At 58.2% G+C, this 26526-nt stretch carries 22 protein-coding genes and 1 pseudogene; 15 read left to right on the top strand and 8 right to left on the bottom strand.

The features are described from left to right. Window positions 1-192 (bottom strand): hypothetical protein (locus tag ABLX76_RS12995; RefSeq protein WP_348874634.1); only part of this gene is annotated, 192 nt, incomplete at its 3' end. 246 nt (window positions 193-438) lie between these two features. Between ABLX76_RS12995 and cirA the strand changes: the two genes are divergently transcribed. Continuing rightward, a complete protein-coding gene (gene cirA / locus ABLX76_RS12990; protein ID WP_064157251.1) occupies window positions 439-2412 on the top strand; it encodes a catecholate siderophore receptor CirA in 1974 nt (657 codons plus the stop codon). 57 nt (window positions 2413-2469) lie between these two features. Here cirA and fghA read toward each other — a convergent pair whose 3' ends face one another. Next, window positions 2470-3303 (bottom strand): S-formylglutathione hydrolase, encoded by an 834-nt coding sequence (fghA, locus tag ABLX76_RS12985; RefSeq protein ID WP_032453523.1) that lies wholly within the window; start codon window positions 3301-3303, stop codon window positions 2470-2472. 360 nt (window positions 3304-3663) lie between these two features. On the opposite strand from fghA, the gene folE reads away from it, so the two are divergent. From folE to mglC, 6 genes are all read left to right on the top strand, one after another. Beyond that, the gene (folE, locus tag ABLX76_RS12980; RefSeq protein WP_023290444.1) at window positions 3664-4332 is read left to right on the top strand and encodes a GTP cyclohydrolase I FolE; all 669 of its coding nucleotides are present in this window, start codon (window positions 3664-3666) and stop codon (window positions 4330-4332) included. 15 nt (window positions 4333-4347) lie between these two features. Continuing rightward, entirely contained in the window at window positions 4348-5505 is a 1158-nt protein-coding gene (yeiB, locus tag ABLX76_RS12975) for a DUF418 domain-containing protein YeiB (RefSeq protein WP_023290443.1), read from the top strand. Between the two features lie 155 nt (window positions 5506-5660). Further along, complete coding sequence (gene galS, locus ABLX76_RS12970; RefSeq protein ID WP_023290442.1) at window positions 5661-6683, top strand: HTH-type transcriptional regulator GalS; 1023 nt, start codon at window positions 5661-5663, stop codon at window positions 6681-6683. Window positions 6684-6979: 296 nt separating this feature from the next. After that, entirely contained in the window at window positions 6980-7978 is a 999-nt protein-coding gene (mglB, locus tag ABLX76_RS12965; protein WP_023290441.1) for a galactose/glucose ABC transporter substrate-binding protein MglB, read from the top strand. Between the two features lie 118 nt (window positions 7979-8096). Beyond that, window positions 8097-9617, top strand: a complete 1521-nt coding sequence (mglA, locus tag ABLX76_RS12960) for a galactose/methyl galactoside ABC transporter ATP-binding protein MglA (RefSeq protein ID WP_004201625.1) — start codon at window positions 8097-8099, stop codon at window positions 9615-9617. 15 nt (window positions 9618-9632) lie between these two features. Next, window positions 9633-10643: a galactose/methyl galactoside ABC transporter permease MglC gene (mglC, locus tag ABLX76_RS12955; protein ID WP_002912871.1), complete on the top strand. Its 1011-nt coding sequence runs from the start codon at window positions 9633-9635 to the stop codon at window positions 10641-10643. Window positions 10644-10713: 70 nt separating this feature from the next. On the opposite strand, the gene sanA is transcribed toward mglC, so the two are convergent. The 4 genes from sanA to ABLX76_RS12935 all read right to left on the bottom strand — a co-directional run bounded on the left by sanA (window position 10714) and on the right by ABLX76_RS12935 (window position 13878). Further along, window positions 10714-11430, bottom strand: a complete 717-nt coding sequence (gene sanA / locus ABLX76_RS12950; protein WP_004201624.1) for an outer membrane permeability protein SanA — start codon at window positions 11428-11430, stop codon at window positions 10714-10716. Window positions 11431-11775: 345 nt separating this feature from the next. Beyond that, a complete protein-coding gene (cdd, locus tag ABLX76_RS12945; RefSeq protein ID WP_048336202.1) occupies window positions 11776-12660 on the bottom strand; it encodes a cytidine deaminase in 885 nt (294 codons plus the stop codon). Window positions 12661-12788: 128 nt separating this feature from the next. Beyond that, complete coding sequence (locus tag ABLX76_RS12940; protein WP_004201621.1) at window positions 12789-13484, bottom strand: CidB/LrgB family autolysis modulator; 696 nt, start codon at window positions 13482-13484, stop codon at window positions 12789-12791. Then, window positions 13474-13878, bottom strand: coding sequence for a CidA/LrgA family protein (locus tag ABLX76_RS12935; RefSeq protein WP_023290438.1), 405 nt, complete (start codon window positions 13876-13878; stop codon window positions 13474-13476). The genes ABLX76_RS12940 and ABLX76_RS12935 overlap by 11 nt, the downstream gene beginning before the upstream one ends. A 358-nt stretch (window positions 13879-14236) precedes the next feature. Between ABLX76_RS12935 and dusC the strand changes: the two genes are divergently transcribed. From dusC to ascB, 5 genes and pseudogenes are all read left to right on the top strand, one after another. Beyond that, the gene (gene dusC, locus ABLX76_RS12930; protein WP_023290437.1) at window positions 14237-15169 is read left to right on the top strand and encodes a tRNA dihydrouridine(16) synthase DusC; all 933 of its coding nucleotides are present in this window, start codon (window positions 14237-14239) and stop codon (window positions 15167-15169) included. Window positions 15170-15524: 355 nt separating this feature from the next. Next, on the top strand, window positions 15525-16889 hold the full coding sequence (locus ABLX76_RS12925) for a carbohydrate porin (protein WP_032453519.1): 1365 nt from the start codon (window positions 15525-15527) through the stop codon (window positions 16887-16889). Window positions 16890-17044: 155 nt separating this feature from the next. After that, window positions 17045-17878 carry a transcriptional antiterminator BglG gene (gene bglG / locus ABLX76_RS12920; RefSeq protein ID WP_023290435.1) on the top strand — a complete coding sequence of 278 codons (834 nt, stop codon included), beginning with the start codon at window positions 17045-17047 and terminating at the stop codon, window positions 17876-17878. A 29-nt stretch (window positions 17879-17907) separates the two neighbouring features. Further along, window positions 17908-19879: pseudogene (bglF, locus tag ABLX76_RS12915) on the top strand (PTS beta-glucoside transporter subunit IIABC). Window positions 19880-19894: 15 nt separating this feature from the next. Continuing rightward, window positions 19895-21289, top strand: a complete 1395-nt coding sequence (gene ascB / locus ABLX76_RS12910) for a 6-phospho-beta-glucosidase (RefSeq protein WP_080901711.1) — start codon at window positions 19895-19897, stop codon at window positions 21287-21289. A gap of 33 nt (window positions 21290-21322) precedes the next feature. On the opposite strand, the gene ABLX76_RS12905 is transcribed toward ascB, so the two are convergent. Then, the gene (locus ABLX76_RS12905; RefSeq protein WP_171882377.1) at window positions 21323-22057 is read right to left on the bottom strand and encodes a class I SAM-dependent methyltransferase; all 735 of its coding nucleotides are present in this window, start codon (window positions 22055-22057) and stop codon (window positions 21323-21325) included. A 128-nt stretch (window positions 22058-22185) separates the two neighbouring features. Here ABLX76_RS12905 and mdtQ point away from each other — a divergent pair, with 128 nt between their 5' ends. Then, the gene (gene mdtQ, locus ABLX76_RS12900) at window positions 22186-23625 is read left to right on the top strand and encodes a multidrug resistance outer membrane protein MdtQ (RefSeq protein ID WP_348874630.1); all 1440 of its coding nucleotides are present in this window, start codon (window positions 22186-22188) and stop codon (window positions 23623-23625) included. A gap of 32 nt (window positions 23626-23657) precedes the next feature. Here mdtQ and ABLX76_RS12895 read toward each other — a convergent pair whose 3' ends face one another. Then, on the bottom strand, window positions 23658-24227 hold the full coding sequence (locus ABLX76_RS12895; protein WP_023290430.1) for a DedA family protein: 570 nt from the start codon (window positions 24225-24227) through the stop codon (window positions 23658-23660). Between the two features lie 153 nt (window positions 24228-24380). Here ABLX76_RS12895 and ABLX76_RS12890 point away from each other — a divergent pair, with 153 nt between their 5' ends. Both ABLX76_RS12890 and pbpG read left to right on the top strand, forming a co-directional pair. Next, window positions 24381-24968 carry a Yip1 family protein gene (locus tag ABLX76_RS12890; RefSeq protein ID WP_023290429.1) on the top strand — a complete coding sequence of 196 codons (588 nt, stop codon included), beginning with the start codon at window positions 24381-24383 and terminating at the stop codon, window positions 24966-24968. Window positions 24969-25156: 188 nt separating this feature from the next. Further along, window positions 25157-26107, top strand: a complete 951-nt coding sequence (pbpG, locus tag ABLX76_RS12885) for a D-alanyl-D-alanine endopeptidase (RefSeq protein WP_348874628.1) — start codon at window positions 25157-25159, stop codon at window positions 26105-26107. Window positions 26108-26526 lie beyond the last annotated feature (419 nt).

The raw sequence follows: 26526 nt of genomic DNA, 5'->3' as shown, positions 1-26526 counted from the left end.
AATCTTCAGGAATTGCCCGGCGGCGCTGCGCTTGCGCGGGCCTACAGATATTTGCATAACTGTTTGAGATTGCAATTTTTCGTAGGCCGGGTAAGGCGAAAGCCGCCACCCGGCAGACATATGGGTACAATAACGAAAACAGGTTTGCATCATCCGGAAGCCCTCTGAAAAGAGGGCTTTTTTTATGTCCACACGGTTACAGCCTGACACAATTCTTCATAATTAGATTGATAATAGAAATCATTATCTTTATCATTTTCGACCATTACGGATGAAGCCACTCCCCCCGTCTCTGCTATGTGTACAGACTGACATCGGGCGACCAGCCACATCGACGAGAAAACAGCGCGAGTCTACCGCCGACAGAGCGGCAGGCCGCCAGCGCGTGTGAGCAGCACCTTTTTGTTTGTTTGGTTGTACACCTCATGGAGATTTGGAATGTTCAGGTTAAACCCTTTTATCCGGGCGGGATTGTCTGCGTCCGTCGTATCGTTGGCGTTTCCGGCCCTGGCCGATGTGAATGAAGAAACGCTGGTGGTGACCGCCTCGGCCACTGAACAGAGCGTCAAAGACGCGCCGGCGAGCATCAGCGTCATCACCCAGCAGGATTTGCAGCGCAAGCCGGTGCAGAACCTGAAAGACGTACTGCGCGATGTGCCCGGGGTCCAGCTCACCAACGAAGGGGATAACCGCAAGGGCGTCAGCATTCGCGGTCTGAGCAGCAGCTATACCCTGATCCTTGTCGACGGGAAACGCGTCAACTCCCGGAACGCCGTCTTCCGCCACAATGACTTCGACCTGAACTGGATCCCGGTGGATGCCATCGAACGTATCGAGGTGGTGCGCGGCCCGATGTCCTCCCTGTACGGCTCCGATGCGCTCGGCGGCGTGGTCAACATTATTACCAAAAAAATCGGCCAGAAATGGACCGGGACGCTGAGCGCCGATACCACCATTCAGGAACACCGCGACCGTGGCGATACCTGGAACGGCCAGTTCTTCACCAGCGGCCCGCTGATCGACGGCGTGCTCGGGATGAAGGCCTACGGCAGCCTGGCGAAGCGCGCCAAGGACGATCCGCAGTCTTCCAGCAATGCCACCGGCGAAACGCCGCGCATCGAGGGCTTCACAAGCCGCGATGGCAATGTTGAATTCGCCTGGACGCCGAGCGACAACCACGATTTCACCGCGGGCTATGGCTTTGACCGCCAGGATCGCGACTCCGATTCCCTTGACCGCAACCGCCTTGAGCGTGAGAACTACTCCCTGAGCCATAACGGACGCTGGGAGATGGGCAACAGCGAGCTCAAGTTCTACGGCGAAAAGGTGGATAATAAAAATCCAGGGCAGAACGGCACCATCACCTCCGAAAGCAATGCCATCGACGGCAAGTATGTCCTGCCGCTGGACATGATTAACCAGCTGGTGACCTTCGGCGGCGAATGGCGCCACGACAAGCTGAAAGATCCGGTCAACCTGAGCAGCGGCGGCCAGTCGACCTCAGCCAGCCAGTACGCCCTGTTTATTGAAGACGAATGGCGCATCATCGAGCCGCTGGCGCTGACCACCGGCATTCGTATGGACGACCATCAGACCTATGGCGATCACTGGAGCCCGCGCGCCTATCTGGTGTATAACGCCACCGATACCGTCACCGTCAAAGGCGGCTGGGCGACGGCGTTTAAAGCCCCGTCGCTACTGCAGCTTAACCCCGACTGGACCACCAACTCCTGCCGCGGCTCGTGCAGCATCATCGGTAACCCTGATCTGAAGCCGGAAACCAGCGAAAGCTTCGAGCTTGGTCTCTACTATCGTGGGGAAGAGGGCTGGCTGCAGGATGTTGAAGGCAGCATCACCACCTTCCAGAACAATGTCGACGATATGATTGATGTTCTGCGCACCTCCAGCGCCAGCGAAGCGCCGGGCTACCCGAACTTTGTCGGCTGGAAAACCGTCAACGGTAAGCGCGTGCCGATCTTCCGCTATTTCAACGTCAACAAAGCGCGCATCAAAGGGGTGGAGACCGAGGTGAAGATCCCGTTCGGCGATGAGTGGAAGCTGACGGTGAACTACACCTACAACGATGGTCGCGATCTGAGCAACGGCGGCGATAAACCGCTGCAGACGCTGCCGTTCCATACCGCCAACGGCACGCTTGACTGGAAACCGCTGGACGACTGGTCCTTCTACGTGACGGCCAACTATACCGGCCAGCAGCGCGCGGTGAGCGCCACCGGCAAAACGCCGGGCGGCTATACCCTGTTTGACGTCGGCGCGGCGTGGCAGGTCACCAAAAACGTGAAACTGCGCTCCGGGGTGCAGAACGTGGGCGATAAAGATCTCAACCGGGACGACTACAGCTATACCGAAGAGGGCCGTCGCTACTTTATGGCCGTGGATTATCGCTTCTGATCGTTGGCGCTTAACGATGGCCTGCGCCGCGACGTGGAGTCGCGGCGCAGGTTGCGTTTAGTTAAAGAGATGCTGCGCGTGGAAACGCAGATGGTCTTCGATAAACGAGGCAATAAAGTAGTAGCTATGATCGTAACCGGGCTGGATGCGCAGCGTTAACGGCCAGGCCTTCTGCCGCGCGACCTCCGCCAGCACCGCGGGCTGCAGCTGTCCGGCGAGGAACGGATCGTTATCGCCCTGATCGATAAGCGTCGGCACCGCGTCCGCCGGCTGGCTGGCCTGCATCAGGGCGCAGCTGTCCCAGGCGCGCCATGTCGATTCATCGGCGCCGAGATAGGCGGTAAACGCTTTCTTGCCCCACGGCACCTGGGAGGGATTGACGATTGGCGCGAAGGCGGAGACGCTGGCGTAGCGGCCGGGATTGGTGAGCGCCATGATAAGCGCGCCGTGACCGCCCATCGAGTGGCCGCTGATGGCGCAGCGCTCGCCGACGGTAAACTCGCTGCGGATAAGCGCGGGCAGTTCGTCGCGCAGGTAATCGTACATCCGGTAGTGCGCCGCCCACGGCGCCTCGGTGGCGTTCAGGTAGAAGCCAGCGCCTTGCCCCAGATCGTAACCGTCATCGTTGGCCACCTCGTCACCGCGCGGGCTGGTATCCGGCATCACCAGCGCGATGCCCAGCGCGGCGGCAATGCGCTGAGCGCCCGCCTTGGTGGTAAAGTTTTCATCGTTACAGGTCAGCCCGGACAGCCAGTACAGCACCGGCGGCGGCGTTTCACGCTCAGGCGGTAAAAAAATGCTGAACGTCATGGCGCAGTTCAGGACAGGGGAGTGATGACGCCAGCGTTGTTGCCGGCCGTCAAAACAGCGATGCTCTTCAAGCAGTTCCATGCAAGGCTCCTCGGAAGGGATGTGCGCGTAAACGTTCATAATACAGATATTTCATTAGCCGGTGAGCAACTTTCACTTTCTCCTTTTGAGAACTTACTGCATCATTAATGCAACTTATAGCCAACATGCCGGTGTAGCGATGGCGCTTATGGATGCGTACAGCGGTTGGATCATTCCGGATTCGGCGATAGGGATTTGGCGTCGCGCCTGAGGCGTGGCTTCGCGCCTTAATAAAAGGCAGCGCCAATTTCAATAATTATCGTTACGGCTACTGGATTCTGTGCGCCACCTCACGCACAATGAATACAAACTTTGCCCCCAGAAAAAGCAAAGAGCGCCACACCTGCAGGAGAAACCCAAATGTCATCACTGAGTAAAGAAGCCGTCCTCGTTCATGAAGCGCTGGTCGCTCGTGGGCTGGAGACGCCGATGCGTGCGCCAGTACAAGAAATTGATAACGAAACACGCAAGCGTTTGATTACCGGTCATATGACCGAGATTATGCAACTGCTGAATCTGGATCTGAGTGATGACAGTCTGATGGAGACCCCGCATCGCATCGCCAAAATGTATGTCGATGAGATCTTCTCCGGACTGGATTACTCCCGTTTCCCGAAAATCACCGTCATTGAAAACAAAATGAAGGTCGATGAAATGGTCACCGTGCGCGATATCACCCTGACCAGCACCTGCGAACACCACTTTGTCACCATCGATGGTAAAGCGACGGTAGCCTATATCCCGAAAGATTCGGTGATCGGCCTGTCGAAAATCAACCGCATCGTGCAGTTCTTCGCCCAGCGCCCGCAGGTCCAGGAGCGTCTGACGCAGCAGATCCTGATCGCGCTGCAGACGCTGCTCGGCACCAGCAACGTGGCGGTATCCATTGACGCGGTGCATTACTGCGTGAAAGCGCGCGGCATCCGCGACGCGACCAGCGCCACTACCACCACCTCCCTCGGTGGCCTGTTCAAATCCAGCCAGAATACCCGCCAGGAATTCCTGCGCGCAGTACGTCACCACAACTAAAACGGAGCAGGGTACATGGAGAGAAATGTCACGCTGGACTTTGTCCGCGGCGTCGCCATCCTCGGTATCCTGCTTCTCAATATCAGCGCCTTCGGCTTGCCGAAGGCCGCTTACCTCAATCCGGCCTGGTCAGGAAACGCGACCCTCAGCGACGCCTGGACCTGGGCGATCCTTGACCTGCTGGCGCAGGTGAAGTTTCTTACCCTGTTCGCGCTGCTGTTTGGCGCCGGTCTGCAGCTCCTGCTCCCCCGCGGCAAACGCTGGATCCAGTCGCGGCTGACCCTGCTGGCGCTGCTTGGTTTCATTCACGGTCTCTTCTTCTGGGATGGCGATATTCTGTTGGCTTACGCCCTGGTGGGGCTGGTGAGCTGGCGCATGGTGCGCGAGGCGCAGCATGTTAAATCGCTGTTTAACACCGGGGTGGTGCTCTACCTCACCGGTATTGCGGTGCTGGTCCTGCTGGGGATTATCTCGGGGACGGCCGCGAATCGCTCCTGGGTACCGGACGCGGCCAATCTGCAGTATGAGCAGTACTGGAAGCTGCACGGCGGCATGGAGGCGGTCAGCAACCGGGCGGATATGCTGTCGGACAATCTGTTGGCGCTCGGCGCGCAGTATGGCTGGCAGCTGGCGGGGATGATGCTGATAGGCGCGGCGCTGATGCGCAGCGGCTGGCTGAAAGGGCAGTTCAGCCAGCGTCACTATCGGCGCACCGGCGCGCTGCTGGTGCTAGCCGGGATGGCGGTGAATGTGCCGGCTATTGTCGCCCAATGGTATCTGGCCTGGGACTATCGCTGGTGCGCGTTCTTACTGCAGGCGCCGCGTGAACTGAGTGCCCCGCTGCAGGCTATCGGCTATGCCTCGCTGGCCTGGGGCTACTGGCCGCAGCTCTGCCGTTTCCGCCTGGTGGGGGCTATCGCCTGCGTCGGACGCATGGCGCTGAGCAACTACCTGCTGCAGACCCTGATCTGCACCACCCTGTTTTATCATCTCGGGCTGTTTATGCGCTTCGATCGTCTGCAGCTGCTGGCCTTTGTTCCCCCCATCTGGGCCGTCAACCTCCTCGTATCATCACTCTGGCTGCGCCGCTTCCGCCAGGGGCCGGTGGAATGGCTGTGGCGTCAGTTAACCCTGCGTGCGTCAGGGACATCATTGAAAGACACATCCAGATAACGATCTCGATCACAATCATTAACAAAACGGATGTAAACGTTTCCAGCCGTGTGACCTCACTCACGTAGCGGACCGCGGGTCGCTGCCAGAATAGCCTCCTTGCTGAGCACAGGAGGTGAATGTGACGTGCTGTAATTCTCTTAAGGTCGCTGAGTATGATCACCATTCGTGATGTCGCCCGCCAGGCGGGCGTATCCGTGGCCACCGTGTCGCGGGTGCTGAACAATAGCGCGCTGGTGAGTCCGGATACGCGCGACGTGGTGATGAAAGCGGTGACCCAGCTGGGCTACCGGCCCAACGCCAACGCCCAGGCGCTGGCCACCCAGGTCAGCGATACCATCGGCGTGGTGGTGATGGACGTCTCCGATGCCTTCTTCGGCGCGCTGGTGAAAGCGGTGGATACCGTCGCCCAGCAGCATCATAAGTATGTGCTGATCGGCAACAGCTATCACGAGGCGGAAAAAGAGCGCCATGCCATCGAGGTGCTGATCCGCCAGCGCTGCTCGGCGCTGATCGTCCATTCTAAAGCGCTCAGCGATGCTGAACTGAGCGACTTTATGCAACATATCCCGGGGATGGTGCTGATCAACCGCATCGTGCCGGGCTTTGCCCATCGCTGCGTCGGCCTCGACAACGTTAGCGGCGCGCTGATGGCTACCCGCATGCTGCTCAATCACGGCCACCAGCGCATCGGTTATCTCTCCTCCAATCACGGCATTGAAGACGACGATATGCGCCGGGAAGGGTGGAGCAAAGCGCTGCAGGAGCAGGGCATCATCGCCCCGGACAGCTGGGTCGGGTCCGGCTCCCCGGACATGCAGGGCGGCGAAGCGGCGATGGTCGAACTGCTGGGGCGGAATCTCGGCCTCACTGCGGTGTTCGCCTATAACGACAGCATGGCGGCCGGCGCGCTGACCACGCTGAAGGACAACGGCATTGTCGTGCCGCAGCATCTGTCGCTGATTGGCTTTGATGATATTCCTATTTCCCGTTACACCGATCCTCAGCTGACCACCGTGCGCTATCCGGTAATGTCGATGGCGAAGCTGGCCACTGAGCTGGCGCTGCTGGGGGCGGCCGGCAAGCTGGATCGCGAGGCGACGCACTGCTTTATGCCCACCCTGGTGCGCCGTCACTCCGTTGCCCAGCGGCAAACTGTGGGGCCGATCACTAACTGAAGCGGCGGCGGGATGTAACCGCTTTCAATTTGTGAGTAAATTCACAGTATATTAACATTCACCTGATTATGATGGCAGCGTTTACCAGTCTGAACCGCGAGGTGATGGGGAATCCTCACTTTCTTCAGTAGGAACAAGGCGTTAAACGAGTATTAGAGTCGTATTTTTCTGGAGCGTTACCCAACACGGAAGACCGAATTTTCGTCGTGAAATGCGTTGTGCGGTAACACTAATGCAACAAATCCCGCCCGCACTTTTTCACAAAAATGACCCTGCATAATAAAACCGGAGATTCCATGAATAAGAAGGTGTTTACCCTCTCTGCTGTAATGGCTGGTCTGTTATTTGGCGCCGCAGCACACGCAGCAGATACCCGTATCGGCGTGACGATTTATAAATATGACGACAACTTTATGTCGGTGGTGCGTAAGGCGATTGAAAAAGATGGCAAATCCGCGCCTGACGTCCAGCTGCTGATGAATGACTCGCAGAACGACCAGTCGAAACAAAACGATCAGATTGACGTGCTGCTGGCGAAAGGCGTGAAAGCCCTGGCGATCAACCTGGTTGACCCGGCTGCGGCGGGAACGGTCATCGAAAAAGCGCGCGGGCAGAACATTCCGGTGGTGTTCTTCAACAAAGAGCCTTCCCGTAAAGCGCTGGATAGCTATGACAAAGCTTATTACGTCGGTACCGACTCGAAAGAGTCCGGGATTATTCAGGGCGATCTGATCGCCAAGCACTGGAAAGCCAACCCGAACTGGGATCTGAATAAAGACGGCCAGATCCAGTACGTCCTGCTGAAAGGCGAGCCGGGCCATCCGGATGCGGAAGCGCGTACCACCTACGTTATCAAAGAGCTGAATGATAAAGGCCTGAAGACCCAGCAGCTGCAGATGGACACCGCCATGTGGGATACCGCCCAGGCGAAAGACAAAATGGACGCCTGGCTCTCCGGCCCGAATGCGAACAAGATTGAAGTGGTGATCGCTAACAACGACGCCATGGCGATGGGCGCGGTTGAAGCGCTGAAAGCGCACAACAAGAGCAGCATTCCGGTGTTCGGCGTGGATGCGCTGCCGGAAGCCCTGGCGCTGGTGAAATCCGGCGCGATGGCCGGTACCGTGCTGAACGATGCTAACAACCAGGCGAAAGCGACCTTCGATCTGGCGAAAAACCTGGCCGACGGGAAAGACGCTGCGGCAGGCACCAACTGGAAAATTGACAACAAGATTGTTCGCGTCCCCTATGTGGGCGTCGATAAAGACAACCTGAGCCAGTTTACCGGCAAATAATCGTGATGTGAGTTGCGGGCGTGGGTTATCCACGCCCGATTATTCCTGATACAGAACCAGACTCCTGCTGGCGTTATTGCGCCGGACGGGGCGTGCATGAACGCAGCCAGGTATAACTATGGTCAGCAATAATAGCGAACGGTCAGGCGAATATTTGTTGGAAATGACCAACATCAACAAATCGTTTCCTGGCGTCAAGGCTCTTGATAATGTCAACCTGAAGGTTCGTCCGCACTCCATTCATGCGTTAATGGGTGAGAACGGCGCCGGTAAATCGACATTATTAAAATGCCTTTTTGGGATCTATCAAAAAGATTCCGGCAGCATTCTTTTTCAGGGAAAAGAGATCGATTTCCATTCGGCGAAAGAAGCCCTGGAAAACGGTATTTCGATGGTACATCAGGAATTAAACCTGGTCTTACAGCGTTCGGTCATGGACAACATGTGGCTCGGGCGTTATCCCACTAAAGGTATGTTTGTCGATCAGGACAAAATGTACCGGGACACCAAGGCCATATTTGATGAGCTGGATATTGATATCGACCCGCGCGCCCGCGTCGGTACCTTATCGGTATCCCAGATGCAGATGATTGAGATCGCCAAGGCGTTTTCCTATGACGCCAAAATCGTCATCATGGACGAGCCGACGTCGTCGCTGACGGAAAAAGAGGTCAACCATCTGTTTAAGATCATCCGCAAGCTGAAAGATCGCGGCTGCGGTATCGTCTATATCTCGCACAAAATGGAAGAGATTTTCCAGCTGTGCGATGAAATTACCATCCTTCGCGACGGCCAGTGGATCGCCACCCAGCCGCTGGAAGGGCTGGATATGGACAAGATCATCGCCATGATGGTCGGGCGTTCGCTCAACCAGCGCTTTCCGGATCGAGAAAACACCCCGGGAGAAGTGATCCTCCAGGTGCGCAATCTCACCTCCCTGCGCCAGCCGTCCATTCGCGATGTCTCCTTCGATCTGCATAAGGGCGAAATTCTCGGTATCGCCGGTCTGGTGGGCGCGAAGCGTACCGACATCGTGGAGACCCTGTTCGGGATCCGTGAGAAGGCCAGCGGCACCATCACCCTGCACGGGAAGAAGATCAACAACCACAGCGCCAATGAGGCGATTAACCACGGTTTTGCGCTGGTGACCGAGGAGCGGCGCTCCACCGGGATTTACGCCTATCTGGATATCGGTTTTAACTCGCTGATCTCCAATATTAAGAAATATAAAAACAGCGTCGGCTTGCTGGATAACTCGCGGATGAAGAGCGATACCCAATGGGTCATTGACTCTATGCGCGTTAAAACCCCCGGCCAGCATACGCAGATTGGTTCGCTTTCCGGTGGTAACCAGCAAAAGGTCATTATTGGCCGCTGGCTGCTGACCCAGCCGGAGATCCTGATGCTGGACGAGCCGACGCGCGGTATCGACGTCGGCGCCAAATTCGAGATCTATCAGCTGATTGCCGAGCTGGCTAAAAAAGATAAAGGGATCATTATTATTTCCTCCGAAATGCCGGAACTGCTGGGGATTACCGACCGCATTCTGGTGATGAGCAACGGCCTGGTCGCGGGCATTGTTGAGACTAAAACCACCACGCAAAACGAAATACTGCGTCTTGCGTCATTGCACCTTTAAGATCAGGGGCTTCACATGAGTGCGTTAAATAAAAAGAGTTTTCTCACTTACCTGAAAGAGGGTGGGATATATGTCGTCCTTCTGGTCCTGTTGGCCATTATTATTTTCCAGGATCCGACATTTTTAAGTCTGCTGAACCTGAGTAATATTCTGACCCAGTCCTCGGTGCGTATTATTATTGCCCTCGGGGTGGCCGGACTGATCGTCACGCAGGGCACCGACCTCTCCGCCGGCCGTCAGGTGGGACTGGCGGCGGTGATTGCCGCGACCATGCTGCAGGCGGTGGATAATGCCAACAAAGTGTTCCCGGATATGGCGACCATGCCGATCCCGCTGGTCATCCTGCTGGTATGCGCCATCGGGGCGGTCATCGGCCTGATTAACGGGATCGTCATTGCCTATCTGAACGTGACGCCGTTTATTACCACCCTTGGGACCATGATCATCGTCTACGGCATTAACTCGCTGTACTACGACTTCGTGGGCGCGTCGCCGATCTCCGGCTTCGACAGCCATTTCTCCCATTTCGCGCAGGGTTTTGTGGCGCTGGGCTCGTTCCGCCTGTCCTACATCACCTTCTACGCGCTGATTGCCGTCTTCTTTGTCTGGATCCTGTGGAACAAGACGCGCTTTGGCAAAAACATCTTCGCTATCGGCGGTAACCCGGAAGCGGCGAAGGTCTCCGGGGTCAACGTAGCGTTGAACCTGCTGATGATCTACGCCCTCTCCGGCGTGTTCTACGCCTTCGGCGGCCTGCTGGAAGCTGGTCGTATCGGCTCGGCGACCAATAACCTCGGCTTTATGTACGAACTGGACGCCATCGCCGCCTGCGTGGTGGGCGGCGTATCGTTCAGCGGCGGGGTAGGGACCGTATTCGGCGTGGTGACCGGGGTGATTATCTTCACCGTGATCAACTACGGCCTGACCTATATCGGCGTTAACCCTTACTGGCAGTACATCATTAAGGGGGCGATCATTATTTTCGCCGTGGCGCTGGATTCCCTGAAATACGCCCGTAAGAAGTAATTTTTGCCTGAGTAAAAACCCGCGCCTGGCGCGGGTTTTTTTATACCTGAAACGGATGCGTTGATGGAGGCTACTTTTCTTTCTGCAGCTCCAGTAGCTGCTCCGGGGTGACCGCCGGGTAGGACTGGGCGTCATCCGGCACGTCGTGCTGCTGCGCCGGAATCGGGATTAAAGGACCGAGGAAGCGCGGTTCCCGTTTGAAGATGTAGAGGTCCGCCAGCGCGCCGAAGCGGGCGCCGAATTCGCGCAGCCGCACGCTCCACATATCCTTCGGCGACGGCACCGCGTAGCACTGAGCCTGGATCCCCATATGCAGGGCGATAAACAGCGCCCGTTCGCAGTGGAAGCGTTGGGTGATGATAATGAAGTCGTTGGTGTCGAACACTTTGCGGGTGCGGACGATCGAGTCGAGCGTGCGGAAACCGGCATAGTCCAGCACGATATCCGCCGGATCGACGCCGCCTTTAATCAGGTCCCGGCGCATAGTCATCGGTTCATTGTAGCTTTGCAGGGCGTTATCCCCGCTCAGCAGCAGATAGTTGACCTTGCCGCTGTTGTAGGCGTTGAGCGCGCCCTGGATGCGGTAGCGGTAATACTGATTGATCACCCCGGTGCGGTAGTATTTAGCGGTGCCCAGCACCACGCCGACCTGGCGGTAGGGGAGGTCCTGCAGCTCGTCATAGATATAGGGCGCGGTTTTCCAGCTCATCCAGCGGTCAAGACCCAGCACGGTCAACAGCAGCAGGCCGAGCAGGACTAACAGGCTGTAGAACACACGCTTTAACATGAACTTGGCTCAATAATAGACAACGGAGTCTTCAGGCTACTTTACCCGCCGGGTAAGCGCAAGAAACCCGCGTTTAATTGCGGGGATTTTCAGCAATATGAGCCGATCGCCGATCCCAGACCGGGCAAGGCGTAGCCGCAACCTGTTCTCCGGTCCTCCGGGAACGTCTCAGCGACTTTGAGGCCGTCAGGTCGGCAGTTTCAGCAGCCATAGCGATCTTCAGCTCGCAATGGCGCGAACGGTAGGTCGGGTAAGCGGAGCGCCACCCGACAACATAACGGCATAAAAGGTCGGCCGGATTAGACGACACCCTCATCCGGCCATCTGCTCAGGCGCGCAGGCTGATTAACCTAACAGCACGCGCTCGATATTGTGGCAGCCCAGCGCCTTCAGGGTGGCGACGGTGGCGTCCCACTGAATCAGCGCCGCATCGGCTTTCTCCGCCAGGATCGCCCGCTGGATGTCCGGATAATCATAGCCGTTGAGGCTGAGGAGATTCAGCGCCCCCTGCAGCGGCGGCAGCGTCGGGTTGAACGCCGCGTTTTCCGCATAGCTGCCGCTGAAAAGGGTACCATCTTTCAGCTCCAGCGCTACGCCGGAAGGCGAGTGGCTGTACGGCGCGTGGCAGCGGTTAGCGGCCTCAATCGCCGCCTGAGACAGGGCATCGCCGCTGACCGGGAAGCCGTGGTTCTGGTGGTCCATCAGCAGGGTTTTGATCTCAAGGTCTTTCGGGCCGAAGGCATCCGGCAGATAGTGCTGCAGCGCATGGGCTTCGCGACCGGGCAGATGAATGCGCAGCGCCAGTCCGCTGTTCAGTTCGTTCATAAACTGACGGCAATGGCCGCACGGCGTGTAGTTCACCGTGATAGCGCGCAGTGAGGTTTCACCGCGCAGCCAGGCGTGGCTAATGGCGCTCTGCTCCGCATGGACGGTCTGCTGCATGGTGGCGCCGAGAAACTCCATGTTGCCGCCAAAGTACCAGCGGCCGCTGACGCCGCGGGCGATAGCCCCGACGTTAAAGTGGGAAAGGTCGGCGCGCGCGCAGGCGGCGGCCAGCGGCAGTAGCGCAAAGGCCAGCGCGTCTTCGTCCAGACCTGTCGCCTGTTGCAGCATCGCCACCTGATCGGCTTCGAGCAGCGCCGGGAAGTGCGGGTCGGCGAGCATCGGGGCGATGGCCGCCTGCAGGTCTGCTGCCAGAGTCGTCAAAGCAGCTTGAAAACGTGAGTGCATAGCGTTGCCTCATAACAGTGTAATGGGAAACCAGTGTACGGGCGTCAAGGGGTTTCAAATGTGATTTACGTCTCATTGCTAATGCAACTTTTCATTGTTGCATTGATAAATGTGATTTGAATCACATTTCATCCCACTACCGCAAGGATCAGCGGGAACAAAAACGGCGCCATCAACGAAGTGATGATCCCGCACAGCACCAGCGCCAGCGAGCTGAACGCCCCTTCCTGATAGTCCAGTTCCGCACAGCGGGCGGTACCGAGGGCGTGCGAGGCGGTGCCCATCGACAGGCCGCGCGACGCTTTAGTGCGAATACGCATCAGGTTGAGCAGGGTATGGCCGAATACCGCGCCAAGGATGCCGACAAAAATCACGCACACGGCGCTGATGGCCGGGATGCCGCCGATACTGCCGCTCACCGCCATGGCAATCGGCGTGGTCACCGATTTGGGCAGAACAGAGGCGGCGATCTGCGGTGTGGCGCCCATCAGCAGGGCCACGGTGGTGCCAGTGATCATCGCCACGCAGCTGCCGATAAAGCAGATGGTGATGATCGATTTCCAGCGCGCGCGGATCTGGTGCAGCTGTTCATACAGCGGGAAAGCCAGCGCGACCACCGCTGGCTGCAGCAGATCGTTCAGGATCTTGCTGCCGGCAAAGTAACGCTCATAGGAGATCCCGGTCAGCAGCAGAAACGGGATTATCACTACCATCGCCACCAGCAGCGGGTTGAGTAGCGGGAACTTAAAGCGGGCCGCCAGTTTGCGGGCGAGGAAAAAGACGATCAGGGTTAGCGGCAGCGACCACCAGATTTCATGCATCATTTTTCTTTTCCTTTTGCCCAATCACTTTGCGTTCGCCATGCACCAGATGTGAGCTCCAGCTCACCACCACAAACACCACCAGCGTGCTGATGGCGCAGGAGATGACGACCGGCCCCAGCTGGGCGCGCAGCAGATCCCAGTACTGCATCACGCCGACGCCGATCGGCACGAACAGCAGCGCCATATAGCGGATCAGGATATTGCAGCCGGGGTTGACCCACTGCGGCGGCATAATTTGCAGCGCCAGCAGCACGAAGAGGATCAGCATGCCGATGATGCTGCCGGGGATGGTGATGGGCAGCAGCCCGGCGATAAATATTCCGGCATATAAGCAGGCGTAAATCAGGACGAAAGCCCGCAGGTAGTGCCAGATAATAGTCAGCGATTTACTCATGGTAATAACCCTTGATGAAGTGCATTCATCATACAATTAATCCCTAAAATGTGCTACCGATCACATCATGAATTCTATGCATAGCGCTGATAGCGTACGGGAACAATAGCCTCTCCCGGCAGGACCTGACAGCTCGCAGCTTTGGGTATATCGGGTCCCACGCTACCTTTTTGGAAGAGAAGCGGCAAATGAAGGCGGTATGAGACGCCGCAGACTCCTGTAAAGCATAGAGATTATCTCCTCGCTTTGCTGCATTCGCCGAATGGGGAATGGCGTACGACAGGCGGGACGCATTGAGCACTTTCAACCAACGCCCGGAGGCGCTACCATAGCGCCTCTTTTTTTTCCGGGTAACGATATGCGTGTACTACTGGCGCCGATGGAAGGCGTGCTCGATTCGCTGGTGCGCGAGCTGCTGACCGAAGTGAACGATTACGATCTGTGCATCACCGAGTTTCTGCGGGTGGTGGATCAACTGCTGCCGGTTAAATCATTCTACAGGCTGTGCCCGGAACTGCATCATCAAAGCCGCACCCCGTCCGGTACCCGCGTGCGCGTCCAGCTGCTGGGACAATATCCCGAGTGGCTGGCGGAAAACGCCGCCCGCGCGGTGGCGCTGGGCTCGTGGGGCGTCGATTTAAACTGCGGCTGTCCGTCGAAGCTGGTGAACGGCAGCGGCGGCGGGGCGACGCTGCTGAAAGATCCGGAGCTTATCTATCGCGGCGCGAAGGCGATGCGCGAGGCGGTGCCCGGGCATCTGCCGGTGACGGTGAAAGTTCGTCTCGGCTGGGACAGCGGCGAACGGCGCTTTGAAATCGCCGACGCGGTGCAGCAGGCGGGGGCCAGCGAGCTGGTGGTCCACGGCCGCACCAAAGAAGATGGCTACAAAGCGGAGCGCATCAACTGGCAGGCCATCGGCGAGATCCGCCGGCGCCTGACCATTCCGGTAGTCGCCAACGGCGAAATCTGGGACTGGCAAAGCGCTCAGGACTGTATGGCCGTCACCGGCTGCGATTCGGTGATGATTGGCCGCGGGGCGCTCAACGTACCGAACCTCAGCCGGGTGATCAAATACAACGAACCGCGCATGCCGTGGCCGCAGGTGGTTCAGCTGTTGCAAAAATATACCCGTCTGGAAAAGCAGGGCGATACCGGCCTGTATCATGTGGCGAGAATTAAACAGTGGCTGGGCTATTTACGCAAGGAATATACTGAGGCGCTGACGCTGTTTAATGAAATTCGCGCCCTGCAAACCTCTGCTGAAATAGCGGCGGCGATCGCCCGCTATTAAGCGCCATATTGTTATTCGCTTCACATATTATTACTTGCCTGCCTATTGATGATAGGCATGAGTGAAATAAAGTGATATTGTGCGGTCAATCAATTCAGGATTGCTACTGAACGCAGGCAAAACCTAAGCACTTCCGTCATTCGTGGCGGCAAGTGCTTAGGTTTTTTTTTGGCCAAAATTTAACGGTGGGTAAATGATGACGTAAAACAAGAGATTGTCATTCATCTTTTCTCTGGCGCGGTCGCGGTTTTATTACCGAAGGAGGCCCCTGCCATTCATTTTTTAAAAAAGAAAACAGGTAAATAAATAGCCTGGGGATCCCCTTTGTTTTTATTCAGTCACGGTGGAGATCACAATGTATAACAAAAAAATAAATCAGCTTTTTATCGGCGCGGCGCTGGCGGCGATGGCGCCCGTCGTGAACGCGGCGCAAACCCCGGCGTGGAACGGCAGCGTGCTGGGGTTTGAAGCCGGACAGCCAGGGCTGCTGGGCGATATGCTGGGCATTCGTCCAATCCTTGAAGAGAACGGCTTTCATTATAATCTCGGCTATCTTAACGAGATGGCCTACAACGCCGGCGGCGGTTATAACCATGATAAACATCTGGCCTATATTGACCAGGTGTCGTTGACCTTTACCCAGGATCTGGAGCGCTGGACCGGCATACCGGACGCCCGTCTCGAGGGCAACATCGTCAACCGCAACCACGATGATAACCTCACCACGAAACGGCTGCAGGATCCGCGGGTCAGCTTCAACGATCTGTCGCAGGAGAGCTGGGGCGGCGGGTCGATCACCCGTCTCGGCTGGCTGACCTTCGCCCGCAGCTTTGACGACCGTCGCCTGACCTGGCGCATCGGCATGATGAACAAGGTGCAAACCTTCGACCAGATCATTCCCTGCGATTTCCAGTTGCTGACCCAGTGCGGCGGCAAATCGGCCAACTCGCTGACCTGGAATAACTGGAACATCCACACCTGGGGCACCACCCTGGAGTACAAGCTGACGCCGACGGTGACCCTCAAAGGCGGGGTGATGGAGCAAAACCCGCAGGCCGCCTCGCGCAGCCATGCCTGGAGCTGGTCGACGAAGGGTAGCAAAGGCATTTTACTGCCGATGGAGATCGAAACCCGTCCGCTGATGAATGGCCTGCCGGGAGCCTATAACCTCGGCGTGGTCTGGACTAACGCGCCGCAAAGCGACCTTTACAGCGGCAAATCCGGCGGCGCCGGGGCGACGGACCCGCAGGGCTACGCCGAGCACGACAGCACCTGGTTTATGTACGCCGGCCTGAACCAGCAGATTACCCGCCACGCCGACGATCCGCTGCGGGGAATGAGCGTCTCGCTGAGCGGCAGCCTCAGCGACCAGCGCAGCAACTATATCCACTCCGCCGTCGCCGCCTCGATGCGCTACCGCGGGCTGTTTGACGCCCGTCCGGAGGACTGGATCGGCTTCGGCCTGACGTGGATCGACATGAGCAGCCACTACGCGCGCAATCAGCGCTATATGAACCAGCTCAGCGGCGCCGCCGACTATAACGATCCGGCCTGGCAGCCGGTGGCCGGCCACTCGCTGAACGGCGAACTCTATTATCGCTTCCGTCCGGTCTCCTGGCTGGAGCTGCAGCCGGGCCTGCAGTACTGGCACCGTCCGGGCGGCGTTGCGCAGACCCAGGACGCGTGGGTGGTGGAGTGGAAAACCGTCGTGACCTTCTGATAGTCGCGATCTTAATCACGTTTTTTCACTTGTCAGGTTGAGCGCCTAGCAGAAGTTGTTACAGTGCTGGCGTTGGATTGCAACTGCTGCGGCAGGCAAAACCTGATTACCTGGCGTTTCGTCGGGGGTCAGGTTTTTTTGTTTCTGGGGTCAATATGCAAATCGCCAAAGTACTCAATAACAATGTGGTGGTGGTTCTTGACGAACACCAGCGCGAACAGGTGGTGATGGGGCGAGGGCTGGCCTTTCAGAAACGCCCGGGCGACGCGCTGGACGACAGCAAAATTGAAAAAGTCTTCGCCTTACAAAGCGATGAACTGGTCGGCCGCTTAGGTGAACTGCTCAGTCAGATTCCGTTAGAAGTGATGACCACCTGCGATCGCATTATCGACCTGGCGCGCGGGCGGTTGGGCAAGTTACAGGAAAGTTTGTACATCACGTTAACGGATCACTGTCACTTTGCTATCGAGCGGCAGAAAAAGGGTATCGCACTGCGTAACGTGCTGCTGTGGGAGATCAAGCGGCTCTATCCGAAGGAGTTCGCGCTGGGCCAGGAGGCAAGGGCCATTATTGGCAAACGGCTCGGCGTGGCGCTGGCGGAGGATGAAGCCGGATTTATCGCCCTCCATCTGGTGACGGCGCAGCTCAACAGCGAAATGCCGGAGGTCATGCACGTGACCCGGGTGATGCAGGAGATCCTGCAGCTGGTGAAGTATCAGCTGCAGCTGAACTACGACGAGGAGTCGCTGAGCTATCAGCGTTTCGTCACCCATCTGAAGTTTTTCGCTCAGCGGATGCTGACCCGCACGGTGGTGGAAGATGACGACGTCTCGCTGCACAGCGCGGTGAAAGACAACTACGCCAAAGCGTGGAAGTGCGCGGAAACGGTGGCGACGCATCTGCAAAAGCAGTATCAGCGGGCGCTGACCACCGAAGAAATTATGTTTCTTGCCATTCATATTGAACGGGTAAGAAAAGAGGGACGCTAAGTCTCCCGACAAAACTGGATTGTTACTGCATGATGCAGGCAAAACCTGAGCGCGACGCCTACCGGCGTGGTTCTCGGGTTTTTTTTATTTTTACTACTCAGTCGCCGGTTGTCTGCGGGCAGCGGCAGTAAGGAAAAGAGCATGGAATATAAAGCACTCGCGCAGGATATTCTCCGCCGCGTCGGCGGCAAAGAGAACATTGTGAGTCTGGTTCACTGTGCGACACGTCTGCGTTTTAAGCTGAAAGATAACGGCAAAGCCGATGCCGAAGGGCTGAAGGCCAACCCGGGCGTTATTATGGTGGTGGAGAGCGGCGGCCAGTTTCAGGTGGTCATTGGCAACCACGTTCACGACGTCTGGCTGGCGGTGCGTCAGGAGGCAGGGTTAAGCGACGACAGCGAACCGGTGGCGGAAAGCGTTGAAAAAGGGTCGCTGCTGGGGCAGATCATCGATGTCGTGTCGGGAATTTTCACGCCATTTATCGGCGTGCTGGCGGCCTCTGGTATCCTGAAAGGGATGCTGGCGCTGGCGGTCGTCTGCGGTTGGCTGACCCCGCTACAGGGAACCTATAAAATCTGGTTTGCCGCCAGCGACGCGCTGTTCTTTTTCTTCCCGCTGTTTCTCGGCTACACCGCCGGTAAAAAATTTGGCGGTAACCCGTTTGTCTCAATGGTGATCGGCGGGGCGTTAACCCACCCGCTGATGATTCAGGCCTTTGAGGCCAGCCAGGCGCCGGGCGCGGCGGTGGAGCATTTTCTCGGCATTCCGGTAACCTTTATTAATTACAGCTCATCGGTGATCCCGATTATTCTCGCCTCATGGGTCTGCTGCTGGCTGGAGCGCAAGAGCAACGCGCTGCTGCCGTCATCGATGAAAAACTTTTTTACGCCGGCGATTTGTCTCGCCGTTGTGGTTCCGCTGACGTTTCTGCTGATTGGCCCTCTGGCGACCTGGCTCAGTCATCTGTTGGCCCAGGGGTATCAGATTATCTACGCGGTGGCGCCGTGGCTGGCGGGAGCTGCGATGGGCGCGCTGTGGCAGGTTTGTGTGATCTTCGGCCTGCATTGGGGACTGATTCCGCTGATGATTAACAATCTGACGGTGCTTGGCCATGATTCCATGCTGCCCATGCTGCTGCCGGCCGTTATGGGGCAGGTCGGCGCGGTGCTGGGTATTTTGCTGAAAACCCGCGATGCCCGTCAGAAAGTGCTGGCCGGTTCGGCGTTTTCAGCGGGCATCTTCGGCATTACCGAGCCCGCTATCTATGGCTTAACATTGCCGCTGCGTCGGCCGTTTATCTTCGGCTGCGTGGCGGGCGCCATCGGCGGCGCTATTGTGGGTTTCAGTAACGCTAACGTCTATTCATTCGGCTTCGGGAACATTTTTACCGTGGCGCAAATGATCCCGCCCCAAGGGCTTGATAGCACCGTTTGGGGCGGCGTAGTGGGCATCTTCGCGGCGTTGATTATCTCCTGTGGTTTAACTTTCTTCGCCGGCCTGCCGCGCGCCAGCGCCGCGCCGGGCGCCGTGGCGGTAGCGCCGGTCTCGGCAAACGACATTCTGGCGCCGATGAGCGGCAGCGTCATCGCCCTCGATCAGGTGCCGGACAGCACCTTCGCCAGCGGCCTGCTGGGGAATGGGGTCGCCATTATCCCGGCGGTGGGCAAAGTCATCGCCCCGTTCACGGGCGAAGTGGCCTCTCTGTTTCAGACCAAACACGCCATCGGCCTGCAGAGCGACAGCGGTATTGAGCTGCTGATCCACGTCGGCATCGACACGGTCAAACTCGACGGCGTGCCGTTTACCGCGCATGTGAAAGAGGGCGACAGAGTACAGGCCGGCGATCTGCTGATTGAGTTCGATCGTCAGGCGATTCTGGACGCCGGTTACGACCTGGCGACCCCGATTATTATCAGCAACAGCGAAGACTATCGTGAGATCGACACGGTGGCGCCCAGCGCCGTCGAAGCCGGTCAGCCGCTGTTGTCAGTCAGCCATTAATCACAGGAGAGAGAGATGAAAACATTCCCGGCAGATTTTTTATGGGGCGGCGCGACCGCGGCGAATCAGGTGGAAGGGGCTTACCTGGAAGATGGCAAAGGGTTATCCACCTCTGATGTGCAGCCGCACGGCGTCTTCGGCGAAGTGGTCGAGCGCGTACCCGGCGACAGCGGGATTAAGGATGTGGCGATCGATTTTTACCATCGTTACCCGGAAGATATTGCCCTGTTTGCCGAGATGGGCTTTAACTGCCTGCGGGTGTCCATCGCCTGGACCCGTATCTACCCCAACGGCGATGACGCCGAGCCGAACGAAGCCGGCCTTGCCTTCTACGACAAGTTGTTCGACGAGATGGCGAAGCACAACATCACCCCGCTGGTGACTCTGTCGCATTATGAAATGCCGTGGGCGCTGGTGAAAAACTACGGCGGCTGGGGTAGCCGGGAGGTGATTGGCTTCTTTGAGCGCTACGCCCGGACGGTGTTCAGCCGTTATAAAAACAGGGTCAAACTGTGGCTAACTTTTAACGAAATCAATATGTCGCTGCATGCCCCGATGACCGGCGTCGGCCTGCCGGCCGGCAGCAGCAAAGGCGAGGTGTATCAGGCCATTCACCACCAGCTGGTGGCCAGCGCCCTGGCGGTCAAAGCCTGTCACGAGCTGGTGCCCGAGGGCAAAATCGGCAATATGCTGCTCGGCGGGTTGATGTATCCCCTGAGCTGCAAACCGGAAGATGTGTTCGAGACGCTGCAGGAGAACCGCAGCTGGCAGTTCTTCGGCGACGTGCAGGCGCGCGGGGCGTACCCGGGCTATATGCAGCGCTTTTTCCGCGACAACGGCATCACGCTCGACATCACCGAGGCCGATCGCGACACGCTGAAAACCACCGTCGATTTTATCTCCTTCAGCTACTACATGACCGGGTGCGTCACCGCCGATGAGGCGCTGAACCAGCAGGCGCGCGGCAATATTCTCAGCATGGTGCCGAACCCGCACCTGGCGAGCTCGGAGTGGGGCTGGCAGATAGACCCCCTGGGCCTGCGTACGCTGCTGAACGTGCTGTGGGATCGCTATCAGAAGCCGCTGTTTATCGTGGAAAACGGTCTGGGCGCCAAAGATAAGGTGGAAGCCGACGGCAGCATTAACGATGACTACCGCATCAGCTACCTGAACGACCATCTGGTGCAGGCGCGGGAGGCCATTGACGATGGCGTTGAGCTGATGGGCTTTACCAGCTGGGGACCGATTGACCTGGTGAGCGCCTCGAAGGCGGAGCTGTCGAAGCGCTACGGCTTTATCTATGTCGACCGCCATGATGACGGCACCGGCACCCTGGCGCGCAGTAAGAAGAAGAGCTTTGACTGGTATAAAGAAGTGATTGCCAGCCGCGGCGCCAGCCTGAAAGCGTAACGCTTCTCCGCCCGGCCATCGTCGGGCGGAGGATTAAGCCGGTTTACGCGCGCGCAGTAAAAAGATCATCGGCCGCTCTTTCTCTTCATCCAGGGCGGGCTGTTGAGCAATCTGTTCGGCGTCTGGTCCCCACTCATCCAGCTGCTCCAGCACAAAACCGGCGGCGATAAGCGCGTTTATCCAGCTCGAGAGTTTGCGGTGCTGTTTAATGACGCCCTCGGCAAACCAGTTGCTGACGCGCTCCCCCTCCTGCTGATAGTGGCTGACCGGCCAGCTCTTTTGCCCCTGTTCATTCACCTGCCATCCCTGCTGCAGCGGCGCGGTATAGATGGGATGTTCGGCAGAAAAGACCAGGATACCGCCAGGGACCAGCGCCTGCTGCAGGGTGGAGAAGAGCGGGGCGATGTCGGGTAAATAATGCAGGGCCAGCGAGCTGTAGATCAGATCGCAGCTGTTGGCGGGCAGCGTCAGGGTTTGCAGATCGGCGCAGCGGTAGTCAATCTCATCCCCGCGGGTCATTTCCCGTGCCTGCGCCAGCATACGCCGGGAGATATCAAAACCCATTATCTGGCTGGCTCCCTGCTGCTGCGCCCAGCGGCAAAACCAGCCGTAGCCGCAGCCGAGATCCACCACCCGCAAACCGGCTAGCGGCGGCAGCATTGCCTGTAGCGATGGCCACTCCGGTGCGCCATCCAGCCCTTTCACCGAACGATCGAGGGTTGCATAGCCGGCGAAGAAGTGCGGATCGTCATAAATATTCTGGCTCATATTCATCCCTTGAATTGATAAGTTTGTTTATTTTTAGCAAACTAATAATTTAGTCACACGCTTTACTAAACGCGTTTAATTCAATTAACTTATGATCACTCACCTGATTATATTATCTGACCTGTCTAATGAAATTGAGATTAAATAATAGCGCGCTGGCGGCCTTGCCCCTGGCCATCGCGCTGGTAGGCTGCGCGCCTTCCCATGAGGTTGCTCGTCCGCCGCAGCAGCAAATTCCGGCTTCCCACGTTGCCATGGATCTTCCCGCCGCCGTCAAAAACGGCTGGCCGCAGACCGACTGGTGGAAAGACTACCACGATGCCCAACTGGATAATTTGATTCAGCGCGCGCTCGCCAACGCGCCGGATATGCAGATTGCCGAACAGCGCATCAGGCTTGCCGAAGCGCAGGCCAGAATGTCGCATGCGAATCTTGGCCCGGAGATGGATTTCTCCGCTGACATCGAACGTCAACGCATGTCGGCCGAAGGCCTGATGGGGCCGTTCGCCACCGACACCGACGGCAATACCGGCCCGTGGTACACCAATGGTACCTTCGGCCTGACCGCCGGCTGGGATCTCGATCTGTGGGGCAAAAACCGTGCGCTGGTGAAAGCCCGCATCGGCGAGCTGAAAGCCCAGGTGGCCGAGCAGGCTCAGACCCGCGAGCTGCTCTCCGGCAGCGTGGCGCGCCTGTACTGGCAGTGGCAGACGGAAGCGGCGATCAAAGCGGTGCTGCAGCAGGTGAAAAACGAGCAAAATAATATCGTGACGGTCGACAAGGCCCTGTATCAGCGCGGGATCACCAACTCCGCCGAAGGGGCGGAAAACGATATTAACGTCAGCAAAACCGACCAGCAGCTAGCGGACGTGGCGGGCACGATGAAAGAGATTGAAGCGCGGCTGATGGCCCTGACCAACAGCCAGAGCCAGTCGCTAAACCTCAAACCCGCCAGCCTGCCGACGGTCAGCGCGCAGCTGCCGGACACCCTTGGCTATGAGCTGCTGGCGCGTCGCCCGGATCTGCAGGTCGCTCACTGGTATATTGAGGCGTCGCTGAGCGAGGTGGACGCGGCGAAGGCGGCGTTTTACCCGGACATCAATCTGATGGCGTTCCTGCAGCAGGATGCCCTGCACTTAAGCGATCTTTTCCGCCATTCGGCGCAGCAGATGGGCGTCACCGCCGGACTGACGCTGCCGATCTTCGACAGCGGTCGCCTCAATGCCAATCTGGATATCGCCAGCGCGCAGAACAGCCTGTCCATCGCCCAGTACAACAAAGCGGTGGTGGACGCCGTCAACCAGGTGGCGAAAACCGCCAGCCAGGTCGAGACGCTGATGGCCAAGAGCCAACAGCAGCAGCAGGTTGAAAAAGACGCCCAGCGGGTGGTGGACCTGGCGCAGGCCCGAATGGCGGCGGGGATCTTGCCCGGCTCCCGGGTCAGTATGGCGAAGCTCCCGGCGCTGCAGGAGCGTATCACCGCCTTGCGCCTGCACGGCCAGTGGATTGACGCCAGCATTCAGCTGACCTCGGCCCTCGGCGGCGGCTACCACCAGGCGGTGAAGTAACCGGCCACCCGGCGCGTCAGCGGGCGCGCCGCTCAGTCTTTCTTCTTCCCTTCGCGCCGCCTGAACCACCAGTGGGCGGCCACGACCACCACCACCGCGAGGATCAGCCAGATCCAGTGCTTCAGATGGGCGTCGAGGTGGTGCAGCCACGGGCCCACCACCTCGCCGCCAAGATAGCCTATGGTGGTAAACAGCAGAGCCCACACCAGCGCCCCGGCAATATTCAGCGGCAGGAAAATGCGCGGCGGCAGGCGGCTGGCGCCGATCAGCAGGGGGCCGATCACCCGGAAGCCGTACATAAAGCGGGTGCCGATGACAAACAGCCACGGCCGGTGCTGGATCATGCGCTGGGCTTTCCTGATCCGCGCCTTCTGGCTGGCGAAACGGCGCAGAATGCGCCCGCCGAAGCGGCGACCAAGCAGATAGAGCAACTGATCGCCAATCATCCCGCCGAGGGCGACAGCGATCACCACCAGGGGAAACTTCAGTAGTCCCTGATGCGCCGCGACGCCGCCCAGCAGGGTAATGGTCTCACCTTCCGCCATGCTGCCGACGATCAGCGCCGCGTAGCCATACTGGGAAATCAGGTGATTGATATCCATAAACAGCTTATCTCCTTACCTCATCACCTGTTAATCATACACCCTGCAGACCAAAACGCGTCGACGCAGATTTTTTGTGCTGTACACAAAATAATCTACAGGGTGAATTATACTTGGATCAGTGCAGTACGAAGCCGTGACAAGGGGGACGCTATGAACCATGTCTGGGGGCTCTTCGCTCATCCCAATCGGGAGATGAGCGTGATAAAGAGCGAGAATGAAACCATTTCTCATCACTATACGCACCATGTGCTTCTGATGGCGGCGGTTCCGGTGGTTTGCGCCTTTATCGGCACCACGCAGCTGGGCTGGAACTTCGGCGACGGCACCGTTATTAAACTGTCGATGTGGACCGGGCTGGCGCTGGCTGTCCTGTTTTATGCCGTGATGCTGGCCGGGGTGGCGATCATGGGGCGGGTTATCTGGTGGATGGCCAGGCAATATCCGCAGCAGCCTTCCCTGAAACGCTGCATGGTCTTTGCCGGCTATGTGGCCACGCCGCTGTTCCTGAGCGGGATTGTGGCGCTCTATCCGCTGGTCTGGCTGTGCGCGCTGATCGGTACCGTTGCCCTGTTCTATACCGGTTATCTGCTCTATCTTGGGATCCCGACCTTCCTGAGCATTAACCGGGAAGAGGGGCTCAGTTTCGCCAGCTCGACCCTGGCCATCGGGGTGCTGGTGCTGGAAGTACTGCTGGCGATCACCGTGGTGCTATGGGGGTATGGTTACCGACTGTTCTGATCGGACGAAACGGGTCAATATGCATTGCCGGCAAATATGTATTTTATGTCGGCAATGCAGCATTTCTTCACGATTCTTATTAGGCACAGGGCCTTACGGCGCGGTATGATGGCGTTTGCCAGCGAAGTTGCCCACTTAACCTCGCGGCGTACGTTCCATAACGTGCAAAAATACTTTTCAGAATGCCCATGATGCCGAAATTCCGAGTCTCTTTGCTCAGCCTGACCTTGCTGCTGGCTGTGCCTTTTGCGCCCCAGGCGTTAGCAACAACCCCGACGGCGGTCACCGCCTCGCAGCCGGACATCGCTTCCGGCAGCGCCATGATCGTCGATCTGGCCACCAAAAAAATCATCTACGCCAGCCAGCCGGATCTGGTGCGCCCGATGGCGTCGATTACCAAGGTGATGACCGCCATGGTGGTACTCGATGCCCATCTGCCGCTGGACGAAATGCTGACGGTGGATATCAGCCATACTCCGGAAATGAAGGGGATTTACTCCCGCGTGCGTCTCAATAGCCAGATCAGCCGCCGCGATATGCTGCTGCTGGCGCTGATGTCTTCCGAGAACCGCGCGGCCGCCAGCCTGGCGCATCACTATCCGGGCGGCTACGACGCCTTTATTCGCGCGATGAACGCCAAAGCGCAGGCGCTGGGTATGACCCATACCCGCTATGTGGAGCCCACCGGTCTGTCGGTGCATAACGTCTCCACCGCTCGCGATCTGACCAAACTGCTGATCGCCAGCGAGCAGTATCCGCTGATTGGCCAGCTGAGCACCACCAAAGAAGAGACCGCCACCTTTGCCCATCCGGCCTACAGCCTGCCGTTCCGCAACACTAACCATCTGGTGTATCGCGACAACTGGAACATCCAGCTGACCAAAACCGGCTTCACCAACGCTGCCGGTCACTGCCTGATTATGCGCACGGTGATTAACCAACGCCCGGTGGCGCTGGTGGTGATGGATGCCTTCGGCAAATATACCCACTTCGCCGACGCCAGCCGTTTGCGGACGTGGATCGAGACCGGGAAGGTGATGCCGGTCCCGGCTTCGGCGCTGAGCTATAAAAAGCAGCGCGAAGCGCAGATGGCGGAGACGATGCTGAAAGGCGGCGCCCAGACCGCGCAGAACGATTAATCTGCATATGCCCCGGATAACGGCGCATTGCGCCTTATTCGGGCTAAAGATGCATTTATATCAAAGGGTTATCATGGCCTGTAGGCCCGGCAAGCGCAGCGCCGCCGGGCAATCACGCCGAGTGCCGCGTTTGTGCCGGATGGCGGCTGACGCCTTATCCGGCCTACATTATTTGGCGCCGGGTTCCGCCCCTTTCGCAGGCCCGGCAAGCGCAGCGCCGCCGGGCAATATACCCGGCACCGTGCCGCGTTTGTGCCGGATGGCGGCGGACGCCTTATCCGGCCTACATTATTTGGCGCCGGGTTCCGCCCCTTCGCAGGCCCGGCAAGCACAGCGCCGCCGGGCAATCACGCCGAGTGCCGCGTTGTGCCGGATGGCGGCTGACGCCTTATCCGGCCTACGTTATTTGGCGCCGGGTT

It is taken from the genome of Klebsiella sp. JB_Kp004 (assembly GCF_040065795.1).
GTDB lineage: Bacteria > Pseudomonadota > Gammaproteobacteria > Enterobacterales > Enterobacteriaceae > Klebsiella > Klebsiella quasipneumoniae.
The sequence above is the reverse complement of the archived record's forward strand: the minus strand, read 5'-3'. Positions and strand labels throughout refer to the sequence as shown.

Excerpts from the sequence above, each read along its gene's own strand:
- cirA (WP_064157251.1), top strand. The coding sequence starts at position 439 with ATGTTCAGGTTAAACCCTTTTATCCGGGCGGGATTGTCTGCGTCCGTC.
- fghA (WP_032453523.1), bottom strand. The coding sequence starts at position 3,303 with ATGGAACTGCTTGAAGAGCATCGCTGTTTTGACGGCCGGCAACAACGC.
- folE (WP_023290444.1), top strand. The coding sequence starts at position 3,664 with ATGTCATCACTGAGTAAAGAAGCCGTCCTCGTTCATGAAGCGCTGGTC.
- yeiB (WP_023290443.1), top strand. The coding sequence starts at position 4,348 with ATGGAGAGAAATGTCACGCTGGACTTTGTCCGCGGCGTCGCCATCCTC.
- galS (WP_023290442.1), top strand. The coding sequence starts at position 5,661 with ATGATCACCATTCGTGATGTCGCCCGCCAGGCGGGCGTATCCGTGGCC.
- mglB (WP_023290441.1), top strand. The coding sequence starts at position 6,980 with ATGAATAAGAAGGTGTTTACCCTCTCTGCTGTAATGGCTGGTCTGTTA.
- mglA (WP_004201625.1), top strand. The coding sequence starts at position 8,097 with ATGGTCAGCAATAATAGCGAACGGTCAGGCGAATATTTGTTGGAAATG.
- mglC (WP_002912871.1), top strand. The coding sequence starts at position 9,633 with ATGAGTGCGTTAAATAAAAAGAGTTTTCTCACTTACCTGAAAGAGGGT.
- sanA (WP_004201624.1), bottom strand. The coding sequence starts at position 11,430 with ATGTTAAAGCGTGTGTTCTACAGCCTGTTAGTCCTGCTCGGCCTGCTG.
- cdd (WP_048336202.1), bottom strand. The coding sequence starts at position 12,660 with ATGCACTCACGTTTTCAAGCTGCTTTGACGACTCTGGCAGCAGACCTG.
- ABLX76_RS12940 (WP_004201621.1), bottom strand. The coding sequence starts at position 13,484 with ATGATGCATGAAATCTGGTGGTCGCTGCCGCTAACCCTGATCGTCTTT.
- ABLX76_RS12935 (WP_023290438.1), bottom strand. The coding sequence starts at position 13,878 with ATGAGTAAATCGCTGACTATTATCTGGCACTACCTGCGGGCTTTCGTC.
- dusC (WP_023290437.1), top strand. The coding sequence starts at position 14,237 with ATGCGTGTACTACTGGCGCCGATGGAAGGCGTGCTCGATTCGCTGGTG.
- ABLX76_RS12925 (WP_032453519.1), top strand. The coding sequence starts at position 15,525 with ATGTATAACAAAAAAATAAATCAGCTTTTTATCGGCGCGGCGCTGGCG.
- bglG (WP_023290435.1), top strand. The coding sequence starts at position 17,045 with ATGCAAATCGCCAAAGTACTCAATAACAATGTGGTGGTGGTTCTTGAC.
- ascB (WP_080901711.1), top strand. The coding sequence starts at position 19,895 with ATGAAAACATTCCCGGCAGATTTTTTATGGGGCGGCGCGACCGCGGCG.
- ABLX76_RS12905 (WP_171882377.1), bottom strand. The coding sequence starts at position 22,057 with ATGAGCCAGAATATTTATGACGATCCGCACTTCTTCGCCGGCTATGCA.
- mdtQ (WP_348874630.1), top strand. The coding sequence starts at position 22,186 with ATGAAATTGAGATTAAATAATAGCGCGCTGGCGGCCTTGCCCCTGGCC.
- ABLX76_RS12895 (WP_023290430.1), bottom strand. The coding sequence starts at position 24,227 with ATGGATATCAATCACCTGATTTCCCAGTATGGCTACGCGGCGCTGATC.
- ABLX76_RS12890 (WP_023290429.1), top strand. The coding sequence starts at position 24,381 with ATGAACCATGTCTGGGGGCTCTTCGCTCATCCCAATCGGGAGATGAGC.
- pbpG (WP_348874628.1), top strand. The coding sequence starts at position 25,157 with ATGATGCCGAAATTCCGAGTCTCTTTGCTCAGCCTGACCTTGCTGCTG.